The 21,153-nt window shown below is 70.5% G+C and carries 19 protein-coding genes; 14 read left to right on the top strand and 5 right to left on the bottom strand.

Translation table 11 applies throughout. The annotated features are described in order from the left end of the window. Window positions 1-10: 10 nt before the first annotated feature. The 5 genes from FHP08_RS08695 to FHP08_RS08675 all read right to left on the bottom strand — a co-directional run bounded on the left by FHP08_RS08695 (window position 11) and on the right by FHP08_RS08675 (window position 4,626). Entirely contained in the window at window positions 11-1,288 is a 1,278-nt protein-coding gene (locus FHP08_RS08695; RefSeq protein WP_147704055.1) for a polyhydroxyalkanoate depolymerase, read from the bottom strand. 197 nt (window positions 1,289-1,485) lie between these two features. After that, window positions 1,486-1,809, bottom strand: coding sequence for a ferredoxin FdxA (gene fdxA, locus FHP08_RS08690; protein WP_147704054.1), 324 nt, complete (start codon window positions 1,807-1,809; stop codon window positions 1,486-1,488). Window positions 1,810-1,910: 101 nt separating this feature from the next. Continuing rightward, complete coding sequence (locus tag FHP08_RS08685) at window positions 1,911-3,110, bottom strand: amidohydrolase family protein (RefSeq protein ID WP_147704053.1); 1,200 nt, start codon at window positions 3,108-3,110, stop codon at window positions 1,911-1,913. A 2-nt stretch (window positions 3,111-3,112) separates the two neighbouring features. Continuing rightward, window positions 3,113-3,850, bottom strand: a complete 738-nt coding sequence (locus FHP08_RS08680) for a TetR family transcriptional regulator (protein WP_407704001.1) — start codon at window positions 3,848-3,850, stop codon at window positions 3,113-3,115. A gap of 2 nt (window positions 3,851-3,852) precedes the next feature. Then, window positions 3,853-4,626 (bottom strand): ferredoxin--NADP reductase, encoded by a 774-nt coding sequence (locus FHP08_RS08675; protein WP_147704052.1) that lies wholly within the window; start codon window positions 4,624-4,626, stop codon window positions 3,853-3,855. 187 nt (window positions 4,627-4,813) lie between these two features. Here FHP08_RS08675 and FHP08_RS08670 point away from each other — a divergent pair, with 187 nt between their 5' ends. From FHP08_RS08670 to FHP08_RS08605, 14 genes are all read left to right on the top strand, one after another. Further along, entirely contained in the window at window positions 4,814-6,463 is a 1,650-nt protein-coding gene (locus FHP08_RS08670) for a 6-hydroxynicotinate reductase (protein ID WP_147704051.1), read from the top strand. Between the two features lie 44 nt (window positions 6,464-6,507). Continuing rightward, on the top strand, window positions 6,508-7,467 hold the full coding sequence (locus tag FHP08_RS08665; protein WP_147704050.1) for a UPF0280 family protein: 960 nt from the start codon (window positions 6,508-6,510) through the stop codon (window positions 7,465-7,467). 42 nt (window positions 7,468-7,509) lie between these two features. Then, window positions 7,510-8,151 (top strand): amino acid synthesis family protein, encoded by a 642-nt coding sequence (locus tag FHP08_RS08660; protein ID WP_147704355.1) that lies wholly within the window; start codon window positions 7,510-7,512, stop codon window positions 8,149-8,151. A gap of 50 nt (window positions 8,152-8,201) precedes the next feature. After that, entirely contained in the window at window positions 8,202-8,786 is a 585-nt protein-coding gene (locus FHP08_RS08655) for an amino acid synthesis family protein (RefSeq protein WP_147704049.1), read from the top strand. A gap of 51 nt (window positions 8,787-8,837) precedes the next feature. Then, a complete protein-coding gene (locus FHP08_RS08650) occupies window positions 8,838-10,040 on the top strand; it encodes an ABC transporter substrate-binding protein (RefSeq protein ID WP_147704048.1) in 1,203 nt (400 codons plus the stop codon). After that, window positions 10,040-11,929: an ABC transporter permease gene (locus tag FHP08_RS08645; RefSeq protein WP_147704047.1), complete on the top strand. Its 1,890-nt coding sequence runs from the start codon at window positions 10,040-10,042 to the stop codon at window positions 11,927-11,929. Before FHP08_RS08650 ends, FHP08_RS08645 begins: the two co-directional genes overlap by 1 nt. Window positions 11,930-11,933: 4 nt before the next feature. Then, a complete protein-coding gene (locus FHP08_RS08640) occupies window positions 11,934-12,743 on the top strand; it encodes an ABC transporter ATP-binding protein (protein ID WP_147704046.1) in 810 nt (269 codons plus the stop codon). Next, a complete protein-coding gene (locus FHP08_RS08635) occupies window positions 12,740-13,501 on the top strand; it encodes an ABC transporter ATP-binding protein (protein WP_147704045.1) in 762 nt (253 codons plus the stop codon). The genes FHP08_RS08640 and FHP08_RS08635 overlap by 4 nt, the downstream gene beginning before the upstream one ends. 2 nt (window positions 13,502-13,503) lie before the next feature. Continuing rightward, window positions 13,504-13,995, top strand: a complete 492-nt coding sequence (locus FHP08_RS08630) for a (2Fe-2S)-binding protein (protein ID WP_147704044.1) — start codon at window positions 13,504-13,506, stop codon at window positions 13,993-13,995. Next, complete coding sequence (locus FHP08_RS08625; RefSeq protein ID WP_147704043.1) at window positions 13,992-17,576, top strand: molybdopterin cofactor-binding domain-containing protein; 3,585 nt, start codon at window positions 13,992-13,994, stop codon at window positions 17,574-17,576. Before FHP08_RS08630 ends, FHP08_RS08625 begins: the two co-directional genes overlap by 4 nt. Window positions 17,577-17,588: 12 nt before the next feature. Beyond that, window positions 17,589-18,203, top strand: coding sequence for a nucleotidyltransferase family protein (locus tag FHP08_RS08620; RefSeq protein WP_147704042.1), 615 nt, complete (start codon window positions 17,589-17,591; stop codon window positions 18,201-18,203). Between the two features lie 88 nt (window positions 18,204-18,291). Then, complete coding sequence (gene pncB / locus FHP08_RS08615) at window positions 18,292-19,467, top strand: nicotinate phosphoribosyltransferase (protein WP_147704041.1); 1,176 nt, start codon at window positions 18,292-18,294, stop codon at window positions 19,465-19,467. Between the two features lie 52 nt (window positions 19,468-19,519). Further along, a complete protein-coding gene (locus tag FHP08_RS08610; RefSeq protein ID WP_147704040.1) occupies window positions 19,520-20,182 on the top strand; it encodes a LutC/YkgG family protein in 663 nt (220 codons plus the stop codon). Next, window positions 20,182-21,147, top strand: a complete 966-nt coding sequence (locus FHP08_RS08605; protein ID WP_147704039.1) for a 2-hydroxyacid dehydrogenase — start codon at window positions 20,182-20,184, stop codon at window positions 21,145-21,147. The genes FHP08_RS08610 and FHP08_RS08605 overlap by 1 nt, the downstream gene beginning before the upstream one ends. Window positions 21,148-21,153 lie beyond the last annotated feature (6 nt).

Here is a 21,153-nt window from a genome sequence, read left to right as displayed (position 1 = left end):
GCGGCCCCGGTCAGCTCACCAGGCGCAGCTGGCCTTCGTCGCGTCGGTGCTGCTGGATGAAGGCGCGCACCTCGGGGCAGACCATCTCGCGCCAGCGGCGGCCGCTGAAGATCCCGTAGTGGCCGGCGCCCGGCACCACGAAGTGCTGCTTGTTCTTCCTGGGAATGCCCGAGCACAGGCCTTGCGCCGCCTCGGTCTGGCCCAGGCCGGAGATATCGTCGAGCTCGCCCTCGATCGTGAACAGCGCCACGTCGGTGATGTCCGCCGGGTTCACTCGCCAGGTCTTGCCTTCGAACTCGACGTCCCAGGTGCCACGGGGCAGGGCGTGTTCCTGGAAGACCAGGCGGATCGTGTCGAGGTAGTACTCGGCCGGCATGTCGAGCACCGCGTTGTACTCGTCGTAGAAGCGGCGGTGCGACTCGGCGTCGTCCATGTCGCCGCGCACCAGGTCGAGGTAGAAGTCCCAGTGCGAGGTCATGTGCCGATCGGGATTCATCGCCACGAAGCCGGCGTGCTGCAGGAAGCCGGGATACACCCGCCGCCCCGAGCCCGGATAACGGCCGGGCACACGGTGGATCAGCGTGCGCTCGAACCAGTCGTGGCTGCGCGTCATCGCGAGGTCGTTGACCTTGGTCGGGCTGCTGCGCGTGTCGATCGGGCCGCCCATCATCGTCATCGTGCGGGGCTGGTGCGGATCCTTCATCGTGGCCATCAGCGACACCGCTGCCATGACCGGCACCGTGGGCTGGCAGACCGACATCACGTGCACCTCGGGCCCGAGATGCCGGATGAAGCGGATCGCGTAGCCGATGTAGTCGTCGAGGTGGAAGGGCCCGTGCCAGGTCGACACCATGCGGGCGTCGACCCAGTCGGTGATGTAGACGTTGTGGTCGGGCAGCAGCGCGCGCACCGTGTCGCGCAGCAGCGTGGCGTGGTGGCCGGACAGTGGCGCGAACACCAGCACGGCGGGGTCGGTCGAGCGGTGAGCCAGCGACTTGGGCAGCAGGCGCTCGAACTTCAGCAGCCGGCAGAACGGGAAGTTCATCTCGACCCGCTCGACCACCGGCACCTCGGTGCCGTCGATCCGGGTGGCGCTGAGCCCGAACTCGGGCTTCTCGTAGTCCTTGCCGAGGCGGTACAGCAACTCGAAGCCCGCGGAGATCCGGCTGGCGAAGGGAACCATCGCGAGCGGACTGTACGGGTCCCCGTAGAGGTGGCTCATCGAATCGGCCCAGCTGCAGATCGGCTTGAGGACCGCCCGCTGGGCTTCTCGAATCTGGTAGAGCATGGTCGGAGTTCCCGGTTGCAATCGTTTGCGATTGATCGAGTGATTATCCGGGGACCTGCTGCGCTGCGCAAAATCCGGGGCCCGGATACGCGATCAGTATGACACGCAGGTCGCAACGACTTGCGCGGACTGCTTCTCCCTCATCGAGCTCCGGGCGCCTGGTTGCTGCAAGGCGGCGAAGCCGGCCCGCGCGCGTTTCAGCGCTTCAGTTCCGGCAGTTTGCCCTTGACGTCCTTCCATTCCTCGGCGTCGGGCAGCGGGTCCTTGGTGCGGGTGATGCTGGGCCAGACCTTGGCCAGCTCCGCGTTCAGTTCGGTGAACTGCTGCCGGTCGGCGGGCACGTCTTCCTCGGCCACGATCGCCTCGACCGGGCACTCGGGGATGCAGACGGCGCAGTCGATGCATTCGTCGGGGTCGATCACGAGCATGTTCGGCCCTTCTCGGAAGCAATCGACCGGGCAGACATCGACGCAATCGGTGTACTTGCACCGGATGCAGGAATCGAGGACGACGTGGGTCATGGCGCGGGCAATGGTTGGAGGCGTGGAATGGCGCGGATTTTACTCCCTGTCCCCGCGCCGGTCCGGCAAGGCCGGAACCGGCGGCGGGCCGGGGCGCAGGATCAGTGCGCGGGCGCCACCACGACCGGCACCTCAGTCGCGGGCGGCGTGTTCCGGCTGCGGCCGCAGCGCACGATGCCGTCGATCATCACCATGCCCACCCCCGGGATGTCCCCCAGCTGCACGCTCTCGAGCAGGGTCCTCCCGGCGGTGTGCTGGGCGCGGTCCATGAACACGAAGTCCGCCGCCCGGCCGGGTTCGATCAGCCCGCAGTTCAGGTCGCGGATGCGCGCGGTGTTCCCGGTGGCGAAGCAGAACACGAGCTCGGCCGGGATGCCGGCCATGCTGGAGAGCAGCGCCACCATCCGCAGGATGCCCAGCGGCTGCACGCCCGAGCCGGCCGGGCCGTCGGTGCCCAGGATCACCCGGTGCGGGCACTTGAGCTGCAGCGCCATCTGCGCGGCGGCGATGGCGACCTTCTCGTTGCCGTTGTGCACGATCTCGATGGCCCGCGAGGACTTCTCGCAGAGTTCGCAGACGTGCGCCTCGGGCAGCGAGGTGTGGCCGCCGTTGATGTGGCCGATGACGTCGGCGTCGGCCTCGAGCACCACGTCCTTGTCGATCAGGCCCGAGCCCGGGATCGAGGGGCCGCCGGTGTGGATCGTGCTCTGGATGCCGTGCTTGCGCGCCCAGGCCACCATCTGCTTCGCCTCGTCGCCCGCCTTGACCGAGCCCAGGCCCACTTCGCCGAGCAGCTTGACCCCGGCCTCGGCCATGTCCTTGAAATCCTGCTCGGTCATGCCCTTCTCGATGACCGGCGCCCCGGCCAGCACCTTGACCCCGCCGGGGCGGAAGTTGTCGAAGGCCCGCTGGGCGGTGATCGCCAGCGCCTTCAGTCCCACGATGTCCTTGGGACGGCCGGGCAGATGGACTTCGCCGGCCGAGATCATCGTGGTCACGCCGCCGTTCATGGTCGAATCGATCCAGCCGATCTGGCCCTGGCGGGGCGTCCAGTCGCCGAACACCGGGTGCACGTGGCTGTCGATCAGGCCGGGGCAGACGCAGGTGCCGCGTGCGTCGATCAGCGTGTCCGGCTGCCCGGTGTCGCAGTCGGCCTCGCGCCCCGCCGCGACGATGATCCCGTCGTTCACGACGATGGTGTCGGCATCTAGGATCGGGCGGTCGATGTCGCCGGACAGCATCAGGCCGATGTTCCTGATGACGACCTTGCCGGACGCGCCGGTGCTTGTGGCTTCTGCCATGGTCAATCTCCGCTTCGGTTGTGCGATCGGGTGCTGGAGGCCAGGGGAGGGAGCGGCGGCCCGGCGGCGACCACGCGCAGCACAGAGTCGATCACGAATCGCTCCCAGTGCTCGAGCGCCTCCGGAGCCTCGAGGTTCTCGCCGAGGAAGGTGGACAGCGTGTGCCGGTTGGACAGGTAGAAGTAGCCCAGCGAGGCGATCAGAAGGTAGACGTCGCGGGCGCGCAGTTCGCTGCGGAACACGCCCTGCCGGGCGCCGCTGTGCAGGACCCGCTCGAGCAGCGACAGCGCTGGCGATGAATACTCGCCCGGCCGCCGGGACTTGGAGATGTGCTTGCCCCGATGCAGGTTCTCCGAGTTCAGCAGCGTGATGAACTCGGGGTGCCGGTTGTAGTAGGACCAGATGAACCGCACGATCGCCACCAGCGAGTCGGTCGGCGCGTCGAGATCGAGGGCGAGCTCGGACTCCGCCTCGTTGAAGCGCCGGTAGATCTCCTCGATGACCGCGATGAACAGCCCTTCCTTGCTGCCGAAGTAGTAGTAGATCATCCGGTCGTACGATCGTGCAGCCTTCGAGATCTGCTCGATCCGGCCGCCGGCGAAGCCGTTGCGCGCGAACACCTTGATCGCGGCGCGCAGGAGGTTCTCGCGGGTGGCCTGGGCTGCCAGCTCGCGGCTGCGCGGGCGTTGCGCGCCGCCCGGGGCGGCGCGCTTCTTCGGCATGGCGGCCGGCCTGGCCATGCTTACTGCTCGGCGAAGGCCCGTTCGATCACGAAATCGCCCGGTGTGGTCGTATTGCCCTCCTTGAAGCCGTGTGCCTCGAGCATCTGCTTGAGATCGCGCAGCATGCCGGGGCTGCCGCAGATCATCACCCGGTCAGCGGCCGGGTCCAGCGGCGGCACGCCGAGGTCCTGGAACAGCTTGCCGGACTCGATCAGCTCGGTGATCCGGCCCATGCGCCGGTACTGTTCCCGGGTGACCGTGGGGTAGTAACGCAGCTTGCTCGAGACCATTTCGCCGATGAACTCGTGGTGCGGCAGCTGCTCGACCAGCATGTCGTGATAGGCCAGCTCGTCGACCTGGCGCACGCCGTGCACCAGGATCACGGTGTCGAACTTCTCGTAGGTGTCCGGGTCGCGGATGATGCTCATGAAGGGCGCCAGCCCGGTGCCGGTCGAAAGCAGGTAGAGCCGCTTGCCGGGCAGCAGGTAGTCGATGACCAGGGTGCCGGTGGGCTTGTGGCCGACGATGACCGAGTCGCCCGGCTGGATGTGCTGCAGCCGCGAGGTCAGCGGGCCGTCGGGCACCTTGATGCTGAGGAACTCGAGGTGGTCCTCGTAGTTCGGGCTCACGATGCTGTAGGCGCGCAGCAGAGGCTTGCCGTCCACCCGCAGGCCGATCATCGTGAAGTGCCCGTTGCGGAAGCGCAGCGACTGGCTGCGGGTGGTGGTGAAGGTGAACAGGCGGTCGGTCCAGTGGTGGACGCTGAGCACGCGTTCCTCGTCGAAGGCGGCCATCGGGGCGGCTCCATCGTGCCGCGGGCCGTCGCTCTCGGGGCCCGGGCGGGGGTTCGAAAAAGCCGTTGCGCGCGCGCGGGCTTTCGTGTTTAACTTTCCGCCGATGTAGCGTTTGCAACATCAACGTTAAGTGAATCCTACATAAAATCCGGCGTCTGGCGCAACAGGGCGGGAGGATCCGCAAGCGATGACCGAGCACACGAAGACCGACGGCTTGCCCGAGGTCGAGCCGATTCCGCAGGTCCTCGAAAAGTCGAGGCCGCGCAACGAGCGCATGGCCGTCGGCAAGATCGAGTGCAATGCCTGCCCGGTGCTGTGCCAGATCGCCGAGGGGCGGGTCGGCGCCTGCGATCGCTACGCGAATTCGGGCGGCACGCTGGTGCGCGTCGACCCGGTCGTCATGCTCAGGCGCACCGCGCAGCAGGCGGACGCGAAGCTGGTCCGCTTCGCCGGCCGGCCCGCGCTCCCCGCCGGGGCCGGGTCCGAAGGCCCCGAGGGCGTCGCGCCGGATGCGGGCGGCATCGCGCCGGATGCCCCCGATTGGGACGGCGACCTGCTGCGCGCCAACGAGGTCTTCGTGACCGGCATCGGCTCGTCGACCACCTATCCCGACTACAAGCCGGCGCCCTTCATCGTGGCCTCCCAGGCCGACGGCGTCGACATGGTCACCGTCGTCACCGAGGGCATCTTCAGCTACTGCAGCCTGAAGGTGAAGATCGACACCGACCGCTACCTGGGGCCCGAGCAGGCGAACGTGCGCTGCCGCGGCGAGGTGGTCGGCCACGTCACCACAGCCGAGTACGGTTCGCAGATGCTCTCGCTGGGGGGCGTGCACCACCTGACCGGCGGCAGCAAGAAGGAAGGCCGGGTCACCGTCGAGATGATGCAGTCGCTCGGCAACCGCCAGCCGGTCGAGCTCACGATCGACGGGGGCGCGCAGCTGCTGGTGCAGGCGGGCCGGCCGCCGGTGGTCAACGGCGTCGAGGAGCAGCGCATGCGGGTCGGCTGCGGCTCGGCCACGATCGGCATCTTCGCCAAGCAGTTCTTCGGGCGGGTCGACGAGGTCGTGGTGGTCGACGACCACATCACCGGCGTGCTCACCGAGCACCAGGCCGGGCGCTGCCTGGACATGCGGCCTTCGGGCCTGAAGATCCGCGGCCGGAAGTCCACGCCGGGCCGCTATTTCCAGGTGGCCAATCCCGGCACCGGCTGGGGCGGCACCGACATCGCCGATCCGATGAGCATCGTCGAAGGCTGGGACCCGAAACTCGCCTGGCCGGGCCAGCGCCTGCTGATGGTCTCCACCACCGGCGAGCATTCGGCCTGGTACGAGCTCGACGCGTCGCTCGCGCCGCGCGAGGCCGAGATGCCCGAGGCCGTGCGGCGCATCGTCGAGCGCATCGGCGAGAACTGCGAGCCCTCGCTGACCTCGGTCCTCTTCCTCGGCGGCGCGGGCGGCAGCCTGCGCGCCGGCGTCACCGAGAACCCGGTGCTGCTGACCCGCACGATCAAGCAGAGCCTGGTCAACGTGACCTGCGGTGGCGCGCCGGCCTACGTCTGGCCGGGCGGCGGCATCACGGTGATGGTCGACGTGATGCGGATGCCCGAGAACGCCTTCGGCACCGTGCCCACGCCCGCGCTCGTCGCGCCCATCGAGTTCACGATGCGCGCCGACGACTTCTCGGCGCTGGGCGGCCATGTCGAGCAGGTGCGCTCGCTCGAGCAGGCGCTGCGCACCGGCGCCTGGCACGACGAAGGGGCGCCGACCGCCCGCCGCTGGCTCGCGGCCGATGCGTCCAATCCCTGGCCGATCGGCCACGCGCCGATGCTGGGCTGAGGGAAAGGCGATGCCTGGAGACGGCCGATGACCGGAAGCTGCCGATGACCGCGCAACGCGCGCCGCTGCCCGGCAATCGCTGGCATTTCGCGCACGGTCCGATCGACTTGGTGATCGGCGCCGAGGGGGTGTCGTCGGTGGTGGCCGCCGCCCACGAGGCCGCCTGGGCGCGATTCGCAACGGTGCTCGGCGAGCTCGTCGGCGAGCTAGGGTTGCTGCGCGCGCCGATCGGCCGGCCCCGGCAGGACGGCCATCGGGAGGCCTCCGCCGCGGTGCGGCCGCGCGTGGATTGCCCGCTGGCCGGGCCGGTCGCGCAGCGGATGTGGCGCGCCTGCCTGCCGCTCAGCAGCGAATACATCACGCCGATGGCGGCGGTGGCTGGCTCCGTGGCGGACGAGATCGTCGCGGCCTACCGGCGCCCCGGCATCGAGCGCGCCTGGGTCAACAACGGCGGCGACATCGCGCTGTACCTGGCCCAGGGGGCCTCGGTCCGGGTCGGCCTGTTCGCCGACCTGGCGCGCTTCGCCCCGGTCGCGGGCGGGCGGCCCGGCGATCGCGCCGGCCTGGCGCTCGACGGCAAGTTCGAGATCGATTCGGCCATGCCGGTGCGCGGGATCGCGACCAGCGGCTGGCGCGGGCGCAGCTTCTCGCTGGGCATCGCCGACAGCGTGACCGTGCTGGCGCGCACTGCGGCGCAGGCCGACGCGGCTGCCACGATCGTCGCCAACGCGGTCGATGTCGACGATCCCGGCATCGTCCGCCGCCCGGCTTGCGAGCTGCGCGACGACACGGATCTGGGCAAGCTGCCCGTCGTGGTGGACGTGCCGGCGCTCGCGCCGCAGCGGGTGGCCCGCGCCCTCGAGCAGGGCGCCTTGCGGGCACGCGAGTTGCACGATCGAGGCCTGCTGGAGGCTGCCATCCTGGTCTGCCAGGGCCGGGCCGTGGGCGTCGCGACGCCGGCCGCCGCGGCGTCGGCAGGCAGAATCCCGCTTGAGTGCGCCTGAGCGGGCAGCGAGAATCGGAACGGGGCAATGAGTGAGTCGGGAATGATCGAGATTCGTCGGGTATTCACGCAGGTGGAAGAGATCTTCCACGAGTTCGGGCCGCCGCCGGAGCGCCCGCAGCGGCGCGGTGCGATCGTTGCGGTGCTGCGCAACCCGTTCGCGGGGCGCTACGAGCCCGACATCCTGCCGATGATGGACGCCTTGCAGCCGGTGGGCGTGCAGATGGCGCATCGCCTGCTCGAGGCGATGGACGAGCCGGTGGAGCGCATCGAGAGCTACGGCAAGGGCGCGGTCGTCGGCGCCGACGGCGAACTCGAGCATGGCGCCTTGTGGCACGTCCCCGGCGGCTACGCGATGCGCGAGCTGCTCGGCTGGAAGGGCAACGCCGCCGCCTACGCGCAGGGCAGGGGAGGCGATGCGGGCGGGCAGCCCGGCAACGCGCTGGCAATCGTGCCCTCCACGAAGAAGGTCGGCCCGCCCGGCGCCACGCTCGACGTGCCGCTCACGCACATCAACGCGTCCTACGTGCGCAGTCACTTCGACGCCATCGAGGTGCGGGTGCCCGGCGCGCCGCTGCCCGACGAGCTGGCGCTGGTGCTGGTCATGAGCGCCGGCGCGCGGGTGCACGCGCGGGTGGGGGGGCTCAGGGCCTCCGAGATCGCCAAGTGGGACGGGCAACGCTAGCGTTGCGGGACGGACAACGCCAGCCAGAGAACGCGACCAGGAGAGAGCCAATGTCGGCAAGGATCAGGAAGCTCGTCGTGCAGGTCGACGAGACGCGCATCGAGATGGGCAGGGCGGTCGAGCCGCCGGTACGCAGGGCCGTGGCGATCGCGGTGATCGAGAACCCCTGCGCCGGCCGCTACGTCGAGAACCTCGACGAGCTGATCGCGATCGGCGAAGAGCTCGGCGGCTTGCTGGGCGAGAAGTGCGTCAAGGCCCTGGGCATCGAGCCAGGGCAGGCGCACAGCTACGGCAAGGCGGCGATCGTCGGCGAGGCGGGCGAGCTCGAGCATGCCGCGGCCATCCTGCATCCGAAGCTCGGCGCGCCGCTGCGCAAGGCAGTCGAGAAGGGCGCGGCGCTGGTGCCCTCGGCCAAGAAGCGCGGCGGCATGGGCACCGCGATCGACGTGCCGCTCGGACACAAGGACGCCGCCTACGTCAGGAGCCACTTCGACGCGATCGAGGCGCGCGTGGGCGATGCCCCGCGCGCGAGCGAGATCGTGGTGGCCGTCGCGGTCACCGACGGCGGCCGGCCGCTGGCCAGGGTCGGCGGGCTGCAGGTGAGCGAGATCCAGGGCGCCGACGGTCTGCGCTGAAGCGCGCCCGCCGGAACCGGACTTTCGAATACAACCAGGGAGAGCAGGACCATGCACACGAAACGGATGCTCGCGGCGGCGATCGCCGCGCTGGCCACCACCCTTGCCTCGCCGGCCGGCGCGCAGGGGGTCATCAAGATCGGCGAGGTCAACAGCTACAAGGCGCAGCCCGCCTTCCTCGAGCCCTACCGCAAGGGCATGGAGCTGGCGGTCGAGCAGATCAACGCGGCCGGCGGCATCGGCGGCAAGAAGGTCGAGCTGGTGATCCGCGACGACAACGCGAACCCGGGCGACGCGGTGCGCGCCGCCGAGGAGCTGGTTTCGCGCGAGCGGGTGGACCTGCTCACCGGCACCTTCCTGTCGCACATCGGCCTCGCGCTCACCGACTTCGCCAAGCAGAAGAAGGTCTTCTTCCTGGCGGCCGAGCCGCTGACCGACAAGATCACCTGGCAGAACGGCAACCGCTACACCTTCCGCCTGCGTCCGTCGACCTACATGCAGGTCGCGATGCTGGTGCCCGACGCGGCGGCGATGAAGAAGAAGCGCTGGGCGCTGGTCTACCCGAACTACGAGTACGGCCAGTCGGCCGCCGCGACCTTCAAGGAGCTGATGAAGGCCGCCCAGCCCGACATCGAGTTCGTGACCGAGCAGGCGCCGCCGCTGGGCAAGGTCGACGCCGGCAGCGTGGTCCAGGCGCTGGCCGACTCGAAGCCCGACGCGATCTTCAACGTGCTGTTCGGCGCCGACCTGTCGAAGTTCGTGCGCGAAGGCAACACCCGCGGCCTGTTCAAGGACCGCGAGGTGGTCAGCCTGCTCACCGGCGAGCCCGAGTATCTCGACCCGCTGAAGGACGAATCGCCCAACGGCTGGCTGGTCACCGGCTACCCGTGGTACGGCATCGACACGCCCGAGCACAAGGCCTTCCTGGCCGCCTACCAGAAGAAGTTCGACGACTATCCGCGCCTGGGCACCATCGTCGGCTACAGCTCGATCATGTCGCTGGCCGCCGGCCTGAAGAAGGCGGGTTCTCCCGACACCGAGAAGATGATCGCCGCCTTCCGCGGGCTCGAGGTCGACACGCCCTTCGGCAAGATCACTTACCGTCCGCAGGACCACCAGTCCACGATGGGCGGCTACGTCGGCCGCACGAAGAACGAGGGCGGCAAGGGGGTGATGGTCGACTACCGCTACGTCGACGGCGCGACGGTGCTGCCGTCGGATGAGGTCGTCAAGAAGCTTCGCCCGGCCGACTGATGAGCTTCTCGGGCTTCATCGTCCAGCTGCTGAACGGGCTGGCCGGCGCGTCCTCGCTGTTCCTGGTCGCCGCCGGCCTGTCGCTGATCTTCGGCGTCACCCGCATCGTCAACTTCGCGCACGGCTCCTTCTACATGGTCGGCGTCTACATCGCGTGGTCGCTGGTCGAGCGGATGGGCGCAGGCCTCGGATTCTGGCCGGCGCTGCTGCTCTCGGCGCTGGCGGTGGGGCTGCTCGGCGCGATCGTCGAGATCCTGCTGCTGCGCCGGATCTACCGCGCGCCCGAACTGTTCCAGCTGCTTGCCACCTTCGCGCTGGTGCTGGTGGTCAAGGACGCGGTGCTGTGGCTGTGGGGCCCGGAAGAGCTTCTCGGGCCGCGCGCGCCCGGGCTGGCCGGATCGGTCACCATCCTGGGCCGTCAGTTCCCCGAGTACGACCTGTTCCTGATCGTGGTCGGGCCGGTGGTGCTCGGCCTGCTGTGGCTGCTGCTCACGAAGACCCGCTGGGGCACGCTGGTGCGCGCCGCCACGCAGGATCGGGAAATGGTCGGCGCGCTGGGCGTGAACCAGGCCTGGCTGTTCACCGCGGTGTTCGCGCTCGGCGCGTTGCTGGCCGGCCTCGGTGGTGCGCTGCAGTTGCCGCGCGAGCCGGCCAACCTGGAAATGGACCTGCACACGATCGGCGCCGCCTTCGTGGTGGTGGTGGTCGGCGGCATGGGCTCGATCCCGGGCGCCTACGTGGCCGCGCTGATCATCGCCGAGCTGAAGGCGATCTGCATCTGGCTCGGGGTGGTCGACCTCTTCGGCCTGAAGATTTCCTTCTCCAAGCTCACGCTGGTCGTGGAGTTCCTGGTCATGGCGGTGGTGCTCGTCTGGCGGCCCTGGGGCCTGCTCGGGAAACCGCAGGGCGCGAGCCGGCACGCCGGATCCATCGAGGCGCCGCTGCGCGCCGCGGGCCGGCCCGTCGCCTACGCGGGCCTCGCGGCGCTGGCCGGGCTGGTCGTGTTTCCGTTGCTCACCAAGGCCTCGCCCTACCTGACCGTGCTGGCGATCGACCTGCTGGTGGCCGTGCTGTTCGCGACCAGCCTGCACTTCATCATGGGCCCGGCCGGGCTGCACTCCTTCGGTCATGCCGCCTACTTCGGCCTGGGCGCCTACGGGGCCGCGCTGCTGGTGCGCTGGCTGGGCGTTCCGATGGAGATCACCCTGCTGCTCGCGCCGCTGGTGGCGGCGCTGGGCGCGCTGGTGTTCGGCTGGTTCAGCGTGCGGCTGTCGGGCGTCTACCTGGCCATGCTCACCTTGGCCTTCGCGCAGATCGCCTGGGCGATCGTCTATCAGTGGGACGACTTCACCGGCGGCAGCAACGGCCTGACCGGGGTGTGGCCGGCCCCCTGGCTGTCCGACAAGATCAACTACTACTACCTGACGCTGGCGCTGGTGGTGCTGGGCGTGCTGCTGCTTCGCCGGATGCTGTTCTCGCCCTTCGGCTACGCGATGCGCGCAGGCCGCGATTCGCCGACTCGCGCCGACGCGATCGGCATCGACGTCAAGCGGGTGCAGTGGATCGCCTTCGTGGTCGCCGGGCTGTTCGCGGGGCTCGCCGGCGCGCTGTTCGCCTTCTCCAAGGGCAGCATCTCGCCGGAGGGCCTGCACGTGGCCAAGTCGATCGACGGACTGGTCATGGTGCTGCTGGGCGGGCTGCAGACGCTCTCCGGGCCCATCGTCGGCGCGGTCACCTTCACCTGGCTGCACGACACGGTGGCGCGCAGCACCGACTACTGGCGGGCGATGCTGGGCGCGATCATCCTCCTGCTGGTGCTGCTGTTCCCGCAGGGCATCGCCGGCTTCGCGAAGCAACTGCTGGCGCGCCGCCAGGGCGCGGAGGCCTGAGCCGATGACGACGAAGCTCCTGACAGTCACCGGGCTGGGGAAGTCCTTCGGCGGCGTGCGCGCGGTCGACGGGATCGACTTCGAGCTCGCCCGCGGCGAGCTGCTGGCGCTGATCGGTCCCAACGGCGCGGGCAAGTCGACGACCTTCAACATGGTCAACGGACAGTTGCGCGCCGACTCGGGCTCGATCCGGCTCGAAGGCACCGAGCTGATCGGCATGAGGCCGCGCGAGATCTGGCGGCTGGGCGTCGGCCGCACTTTCCAGATCGCCGAGACCTTCTCCTCGCTGACCGCTGTCGAGAACGTGCAGATGGCGCTGCTGTCGGCCGATGCGCGGCTCTGGTCGATGTGGACGCGCGCGGCCAGGCACCGGCGCGCCGAGGCCGTCGAACTGCTCGACCAGGTCGGCATGGCCGCGCAGGCCGACCGGCCGTGCAGCGTGCTCGCCTACGGTGACGTCAAGCGCGTGGAGCTTGCGATCGCAATGGCCAATTCGCCGAAGCTGCTGCTGATGGACGAGCCGACCGCCGGCATGGCGCCCAAGGAGCGCAACGAGCTGATGGCACTGACCAAGCGGCTGGTGGTGGAGCGGAACATGGCGGTGCTCTTCACCGAGCACAGCATGGACGTGGTCTTCGCCTATGCGGACCGGATGATCGTGCTGGCTCGCGGCCGGCTGATCGCCGAGGGGCGGCCGGCGGAAATCCGGGACGATCCCAAGGTCCAGGAGGTCTACTTCGGCTCGGGCAAGACCTTCGAGAAGAAGCGCGCAGGCGCGCAACGCGCCGCCGACCTGGGGGAGGCGCTGCAATGAGCGCGCAGCTCTCGCCGCAGGCCGCCGTCGCAGCCGCGCCGCTGCTCGAGGTCGAGGCACTGTCCGCCTGGTATGGCGCGGCGCAGATCCTGTTCGACGTGTCGCTCGAGGTGAGGCGCGGCGAGGTCGTGGCGCTGATGGGCCGCAACGGCGCGGGCAAGTCCACCACGCTGAAGGCCGTCATGGGCATGGTGCCGCGACGGCGAGGGCGCCTGCGCTTCATGGGGCGCGACATCTCGGCCAGCGAGCCGCACCAGGTCGCCTCGTCGGGGCTTGGTTTCGTGCCGGAGGACCGCCGGATCTTCACCGACCTGACCGTCACCGAGAATCTCGAGGTCGGGCGCCAGCCGCCGCGCAGCTGGCCCGACGGGGCGCGGGCCCCGTCGTGGACGCCCGAAAGACTCTTCCGCCTGTTTCCGAACCTGGGCGAGATGCCCGACCGCCCGGGCGGCCGCATGAGCGGCGGCGAGCAGCAGATGCTCACGGTTGCGCGCACGCTGATGGGCAACCCTTACCTGGTGCTGCTCGACGAGCCCTCGGAAGGCGTGGCCCCGGTCATCGTCGAGCAGATGGCGCAGATGATCCTGGAGCTCAAGGCGCAGGGCGTCAGCATCCTGCTCTCGGAGCAGAACATGCACTTCGCCGAGCTGGTGTCCGATCGCGCCTACGTGCTGGAGAAGGGACAGATCCGCTACCGGGCCACGATGCAGGAGCTCGCCGACAACGAGGAGGTCCGCCGGGCCTACCTGTCGGTCTAGCGATGCAGCCCGAGGGCGACCCGATCGAGTTCACCGTCAACGGCCGGCCGCACCGTCTGCGGGTGCCGGCCGATGCGCCGCTGCTCGGCGTGCTGCGCAACGACCTCGGCCTGAACGGACCGAAGTACGGCTGCGGGCTCGGGCAGTGCGGCGCCTGCACGGTGCTCCTCGACGGGAAGGTGGCACGCGCCTGCGTGATCCCGGTCGGTGCGGTCGCGGGGCGCCGCGTGGTCACCCTCGAAGGGCTGGGCAGCCGCGACGCGATGCACCCGGTCCAGAAGGCCTTCGTCGATGCCCAGGCCGCCCAGTGCGGCTACTGCCTGAACGGGATGATCATGAGCACCGTGGCGCTCCTTTCCCGCCAGCCCCGGCCCACCGAGGCGCAGGTGCGCGACGCGCTGTCGCACAACCTGTGCCGCTGCGGCACGCACCTCGAGATCCTCGAGGCGGTGCGGCTCGCGGCCGAGCGGATGGCCGCGGAGGCCCGGCAATGACCCGACGGGCCGCGAGCGCGCTGACCCGCGCGGACTTCCGCAACGCGAGCGGCGTACTGCTGGTGCTGCGTGATCCGCCGCCGCCGCCTCCGCCCGCGCCCGGGCAGCCGCCGGCCGTCCCCGGCAACCCCGCCGAAGGCCCCGAGATCCTGCTCGCCGTCTGGGACGACGGCAGCGTCACCGCGCTGAACGGCCACGTCGACCTGGGCACCGGCATCCGCACCGCGCTGGCCCAGATCGCGGCCGATGAACTCGACGTGGCCTTCGAAAGCGTCGAGATGGTGCTGGGCGACACCACGCGCGCGCCCAACCAGGGGGCGACGATCGCCAGCGCCTCGATCCAGATCCACGCAGCGCCCTTGCGCAACGCAGCCGCCCAGGCCCGGGCCTGGCTGCTCGAGCAGGCCGCCGCCCGGCTGGGCGTGCCGGCCGGCGCGCTGCAGGTCGAGGCCGGGATGGTCCGTTCGACCGACGATCCGGCCCGGTGTGTCGCCTACGCGGGGCTGGTCGCCGGGCATCACGTCGAGCTGATGCTCTCGGCCGACGTGGCGCTCAAGACGCCGGACCAGTACCGGGTGGTCGGCCGCTCGGTGCCGCGCGTCGACATCCCCGCCAAGGCGACCGGCGAGACGGTCTTCGTGCACGACATGCGCGTGCCCGGCATGCTGCACGGGCGGGTCGTGCGGCCGCCCTGGTCGGGTGCCGACCACGGGCCCTTCATCGGCCATTCGCTCGAATCGGTCGACGAGGCGTCGATCGCGCGCATCCCCGGCGTCGTCGCGGTGGTCGTGATCCGCGACTTCGTGGGCGTGGTCGCCGAGCGCGAGGATCAGGCCGAGCGCGCGATGCGCGAGCTGAAGGTCTCCTGGAAGCCGTGGCCGGCGCTGCCGCAGCTCTCCGACCTCGAGCAGGCGATCCGCGACAACCCGTCGAAGCGCCGCGTGGCGATCGAACAGGGCGACGTCGATGCAGCCCTGGCGGGCGCCGCCACGACGCTCGCGCGCACCTACGTCTGGCCCTACCAGATGCACGCGTCGATCGGCCCGTCCTGTGCGCTGGCCGACTGGCGCGGCGATCGGCTCGCGGTCTGGGCCGGCACGCAGTACCCGCACGCGCTGCGCGCCGACCTCGCGAAGCTCACCGGCCTGCCCGAGACTGCGATCGACCTGATCCGGATGGAGGCCTCGGGCTGTTACGGCCGCAACTGCGCCGACGACGTGGCCGCCGATGCGGCGCTGCTGTCGAAGGCCGTGGGCCGGCCGGTGCGCGTGCAGCTGACCCGCGAGCAGGAGCACCTGTGGGAGCCCAAGGGTGCGGCGCAACTGATGGACGTGTCGGGCGGCCTCGACGCGGACGGCAGGGTGATCGCCTACGACTTCAGGACCGCCTATCCGTCCAACGGCGCGGTCACGCTGGCGCTGCTGCTGACCGGTGCGGTGCCGCCCGAGCCGGTCGCCTACGAGATGGGCGATCGCACCTCGGTGCCCCCCTACCGCTATCCGCACCTGCGCGTGTCGATCGACGACATGGCGCCGATCCTGCGCGCGTCGTGGCTGCGCGGGGTGTCGGCCCTGCCGAATTCGTTCGCGCACGAATCCTGGATCGACGAGGCGGCCAGCGCCGCCGGCGTCGATCCGGTGGAGTACCGGCTGCGCCATCTCGAGGACCCGCGCGCCGCCGAACTGATCCGCGCGACGGCCGAGCGTGCCGGCTGGATCGCTCACACGCAGCCGATGCAGCGGGCGGCCGAGGGCGACCTCCTGAAGGGCCAGGGCTTCGCCTGGGCGCGCTACGTCCACAGCCGCTTTCCCGGCTACGGCGCGGCCTGGGCGGCCTGGGTGGCCGACGTCGAGGTCAATCGGATCACCGGCGAGGTCCACGTCAGCCGGGTGGTGGTGGGCCACGACGCGGGGCTGATGATCAACCCGGCCGGCGTGAAGCACCAGATCCACGGCAACGTGGTGCAGACGACCAGCCGCGCGCTGAAGGAGCAGGTGCGCACCGACCCGGCCACGAACACGGTGGCGGCCCGCGAGTGGGGCAGCTACCCGATCCTGAGCTTTCGCGAGGTGCCGGTCATCGAGGTGATGATGATGCCGCGGCCGGACCAGCCGCCGCAGGGCGCAGGCGAATCCTCGTCGGTGCCGGGGACGGCGGCGATCGCCAACGCGATCTTCGACGCCACCGGCGTGCGTTTTCGCAAGCCTCCTTTCACGCCGGAGGTGGTGCGCGCGGCGCTCAACCCGCCGCCGCCGGAGCCGGCCGAGCCGCCGAAGCCGCGCCGGCGCTGGTGGGCGAGGGCAGGTGCGCTGGCCGCCGGGCTGGTCGCGCTGGGCGGTGCGGCCTTCGGATGGAAGCCCGCGATCGCGCCGGTCACGCGACCCGATCCGTCGATCTGGACCGCCCCGACCATCGAGCGCGGCCGGCAACTTGCGGCGGCCGGCGACTGCGTGGTCTGCCACACCGCGCCCGGCGGCGCGCCGAACGCTGGCGGCCGGGCGATCGACACGCCCTTCGGCGTCGTCTACGCCACCAATCTCACGCCCGATCCCGAGACCGGGATCGGCAACTGGTCGTTTTCCGCGTTCCAGCGCGCGATGCGCGAAGGGATCTCGCGCGACGGCCATCGGCTGTTCCCGGCTTTTCCGTACACCGCCTTCACCCGGGTCACCGACGACGACCTGACCGCGCTCTACGCGTACCTGATGTCTCAGCCGGCGGTGCGCGCCGAGGTGCCCGAGTCGAAGCTGGCCTTTCCGTTCGGCGTGCGGCCGCTGATGGCGGTGTGGAACGCGCTGTACCTCGAGCCCGGGCCGGTTTCGCCCGATCCCTCGCGCAGCGCGCAGTGGAACCGCGGCGAGTACCTGGTCAACGGCCTCGGCCACTGCGGCGCCTGCCACACGCCGCGCAATGCGGCCGGCGCCGAGCGGCGCGGCGAGGCCTGGCTGGCGGGCGCGATGGTCGACGGCTGGGAGGCGCCGGCGCTCACCGCGGCGAGCCGCGCGCCGGTGCCATGGACCGAGGGCGATCTCTACGACTATCTGCGAACCGGCCTGAGCATGCGGCATGGGGCGGCCAACGGGCCGATGGGGCCGGTGGTCCGCGAGCTCTCGCAGTTGCCCGACGCCGACGTCCGCGCGATCGCGCACTACCTCGCATCGTTCTCCACGCAGGCCGATGCGGGGCAGGCCGAGGCGGCCGCCCGCGCCGCGATCGAGCGGGCGCGCGCGCAGTCGGCGACGCTCGTCGGGTCCGCGCAGCGGATGTTCGAGCGCGCCTGCGGCGCGTGTCACCACGACGGTGACGCGCCGGTGGAGACCGGCCGGAACATCCCGCTCGCGCTCGCCGCGAGCCTGCACGGCGACCGCCCCGACAATCTGGTGCGCACGATCCTCGAGGGCATACGCGAGCCGGCCACCCCGGCGATCGGCCACATGCCGGCCTTCGCCGGGAGCCTCGACGATGTCCAGGTCGCCGAACTCGCGGCCTGGATGCGCAGGCGATTCGCCCCCGACAAGCCGGCCTGGCCGGCGCTGGCCGAGGCCGCCGCGAGGATTCGCGCCGCGCCCTCGTCCCACTGAGCCGGAGTCGCCATGTCCGATGTCTGTGCCCTGGTCCTTGCTGCCGGCGAAGGGCGCCGCTTCGATCCGACGGGCGATGCGTGGAAGCTGGCCGCACCGCTTGCCGACGGCCGGCCGGTGCTGCGCGCGGCCTGCGAGGCCCTGGTCGGCATCGCCGACGAGATCGTCGTGGTCTGCGGCAGCCGGTGCGAGCTCGCCGAGGCGATCCTGGCGGGGCTCCCGGTGCGGCTCGTCGCCTGCCCCGACGCCGGGCTCGGCATGGGGGCGAGCCTGCGGCACGGCGTGAGCGAGACACGGCCCAGGCTCGGCTGGCTGGTCGCGCTCGGCGACATGCCCTTCGTGTCTCCCGGCACCCACGCGGCGGTGCGGGCGCGGCTGCTGGCCGGCGCCGCGATCGCGCGACCGGTCTTCGAGGGCAGGCCGGGGCACCCGGTGGCGTTTTCCGCGGACCAGAGGCCGGCGCTGCTGGCGATCGGCGACGAGAGCGGCGCCGCCCGGCTGCTGCGCGACCGGGCCGATCTGCTCGAGACGGTGCCTTGCGAGGATCCGGGTTGCGTGGCCGACGTGGACCGGCCGTCGGACATTCCCGCCGCGCTGCCCTCGGCAAGCCCGCCTCGCGCGGGGTGAGCCTTCGCTGACGAGGCGGTTATCATCGCAAGGGGGAAGCGCCCGCCGGGCGCCCCATGCGCCGCCAAGCGGCATCGCGCCCAATCCGATGATCATCAGCTCGCTGCTCGACACCGACCTGTACAAGTTCACGATGATGCAGGTCGTGCTGCATCACTTTCCCGGCGCGCAGGCGGAGTACCGCTTCAAGTGCCGCACGCCCGGCGTCGACCTGCGTCCTCACGTGGCCGAGATCGAGGAAGAGCTCCAGAACCTCTGCTCGCTGCGCTTTCGCGAAGCCGAGTTGCGGTACCTGCGCGGCCTGCGCTTCATCAAGAGCGACTTCGTCGATTTCCTCGGCCTGTTCCAGATGAATCGCAAGTACATCTCGGTCGCGCCCTCGCCGCTGGACAATGGCGAGATCGAGATCACGATCCGCGGACCCTGGCTGCACACGATCCTGTTCGAGATTCCGGTGCTCGCGATCGTCAACGAGGTCTGGTTCCGCAACCTCGCGCCCGAGCCCGACTACGCAGAAGGCCGGCGGCGGCTCGACGACAAGATCGCGATGATCACCGGGCGGTCCGAGCTGGCCGGCATGAAGATCGCCGACTACGGCACCCGGCGGCGTTTTTCGCGCGTCTGGCACGAGGAGGTCCTGCTCACCGCTGCGAAGGGCCTGGGCGATCACCTGGCCGGCACGTCGAACGTGCTGTTCGCGATGAAGCACGGCCTCACGCCCCTGGGGACCATGGCGCACGAGTACATGCAGGCCTGCCAGGCGCTGGGCCCGCGGCTGCGCGATTCCCAGGCCTTCGCCTTCGAGATGTGGGCGCGCGAGTACCGCGGCGACCTCGGGATCGCGCTGTCCGACACCTACGGATTCGACGCCTTCCTGCGCGACTTCGACATGTACTTCTGCAAGCTGTTCGACGGCGCGCGCCACGATTCCGGCGATCCCTTCGACTGGGGCGAGCGGCTGATCGCGCACTACGAGGCCAACCGCGTCGAGCCGAAGGGCAAGACGCTGGTGTTCTCGGATTCGCTGACCTTCCCGTTGATGGTCGAGCTGTACCAGCGCTTCCGCGACCGGGCCCGGCTCTCGTTCGGCATCGGGACCAACCTCACCAACGACCTCGGTTATCAGCCGCTGCAGATCGTGATCAAGATGGTCCGCTGCAATGGCCAGCCGGTGGCCAAGCTGTCCGATGCGCCGGAAAAGACGATGTGCGACGACCCGGCCTACCTGAACTATCTCAGGCAGGTCTTCGAGGTCGGTCGCTGAACGGGGGCGGGCGCTGACTATAATTCGCCCCGTTCCGCTGCAGGGGGAGACGATGGACACTTCGAAGGCGCGCTCGGCCATTCTCGGGCGCATCCGCAAGGCGCAGGCGCGCCCGGCATCCGTCGCGGATTTCGAGCGCGACACGGCCGAGGCCTACGTGGCGCACCATCCGCTCGCGCCGCGCCCGGGCGTCGGCCCCGACGTGACGGCGCACTTCGAGGCGCAGGCCCTGAGGATGATGTGCACCGTCGCGCGGATCCGCGCCCTGGACGATGCGCCCGCGGCGATCGCCGCGTGGCTGGCCGCCCACGGTCTGGGCGGGGCCGCGGTCTGCTGGCCCGCCCTCGGCGCGCTGCCGTGGGGGCGCAGCGGCCTGGCGGTCGAGCCGCGCGCGCCCTCTGGCGACGACAAGATCGGAATCACCGGCGCCTTCGCGGCGGTGGCCGAGACCGGCACGCTGATGCTGCTGTCGGGTCCGGACACGCCCGCGGCCACCCACCTGCTGCCGGAGACGCACATCGCGATCGTGGCCGCCTCGCGGATCGTGCCTCACTACGAGGACGGCTTCGCGCTGGTGCGCGCCGAACTCGGCCAGCCGCCGCGCGCGATGAACCTGGTCTCGGGGCCGTCGCGCACCGCCGACATCGAGCAGACGATCGTGCTGGGAGCCCACGGGCCGTACCGGGTCCACGTCCTGATCGTCGAGGGGGCGTGATGGTCGCCCGACCGAAGCTGCTGGTCACGCGCCGGATCTTTCCCGAGGTCCTCGAGCGCCTCGAGGCGCATTTCGAGGTCGCGTCGAACCAGGACGACGAGGAGTGGAGCGCCGAGGCGCTGCGCGCCCGCGTGTCCGACTGCGAGGCGCTGTTCGTGGTCGCCTCGGACCGTGTCGACGCCGCGCTGCTCGGCGCTGCGCCGAAGCTGAGGATCGTCTCGACCGGCTCGGTCGGCTACAACCACATCGACCTGGCGGCCTGCTCGGCGCGCGGCGTCGTCGTCGGCAACACGCCCGACGTGCTCACCGAGGCGACGGCCGACATGGCCTGGACGCTGCTGATGGCGGCTGCCCGCCGGGTGTCGGAATCGGAGCGCTGGCTGCGCGACGGGCAGTGGAAGCGCTGGGCCTTCGACCAGTTCCTGGGCGCTGATCTCTTCCGCAGCACGCTGGGGATCATCGGCATGGGGCGGATCGGCTCGGCCGTGGCGCGGCGCGCCCGCGGCTTCGAGATGACCGTGCTCTACAGCAATCGCAGCCGCGCCGCGAACGAGGCGGAGCTGGGCGCGCAGTTCGTGCCGCGCGACGAGCTGCTCGCGCGTGCCGACCACGTGGTGCTGGTGCTGCCGTATTCCCAGGCCACGCACCACACGATCGGCGAGCGCGAGCTGGCGCTGATGAAGCCCACCGCCACGCTGGTCAACATCGCGCGCGGCGGCATCGTCGACGACGCCGCGCTCGCCCGCGCCCTGGAGGAAGGCCGCATCGCGGCGGCCGGCCTCGACGTCTACGAGAACGAGCCCGCGCTGAATCCCGCGCTGCTCGACGCGCCCGGCATCGTGCTCACGCCCCACATCGGGAGCGCCACGCGCAGCTCCCGGGTCGGCATGGCGATGCTGGCGGCCGACAACCTGATCGCCTTCGCCGAAGGCAGGCCCTTGCCGGCACCGGTGCGTGTCGGCTGAACCTCA

Origin of the sequence: Zeimonas arvi, assembly GCF_008039575.1 — a bacterium.
In the GTDB taxonomy this organism is placed as follows: domain Bacteria; phylum Pseudomonadota; class Gammaproteobacteria; order Burkholderiales; family Burkholderiaceae_E; genus Zeimonas; species Zeimonas arvi.
This window is presented reverse-complemented; position numbering and strand designations above follow the sequence as displayed.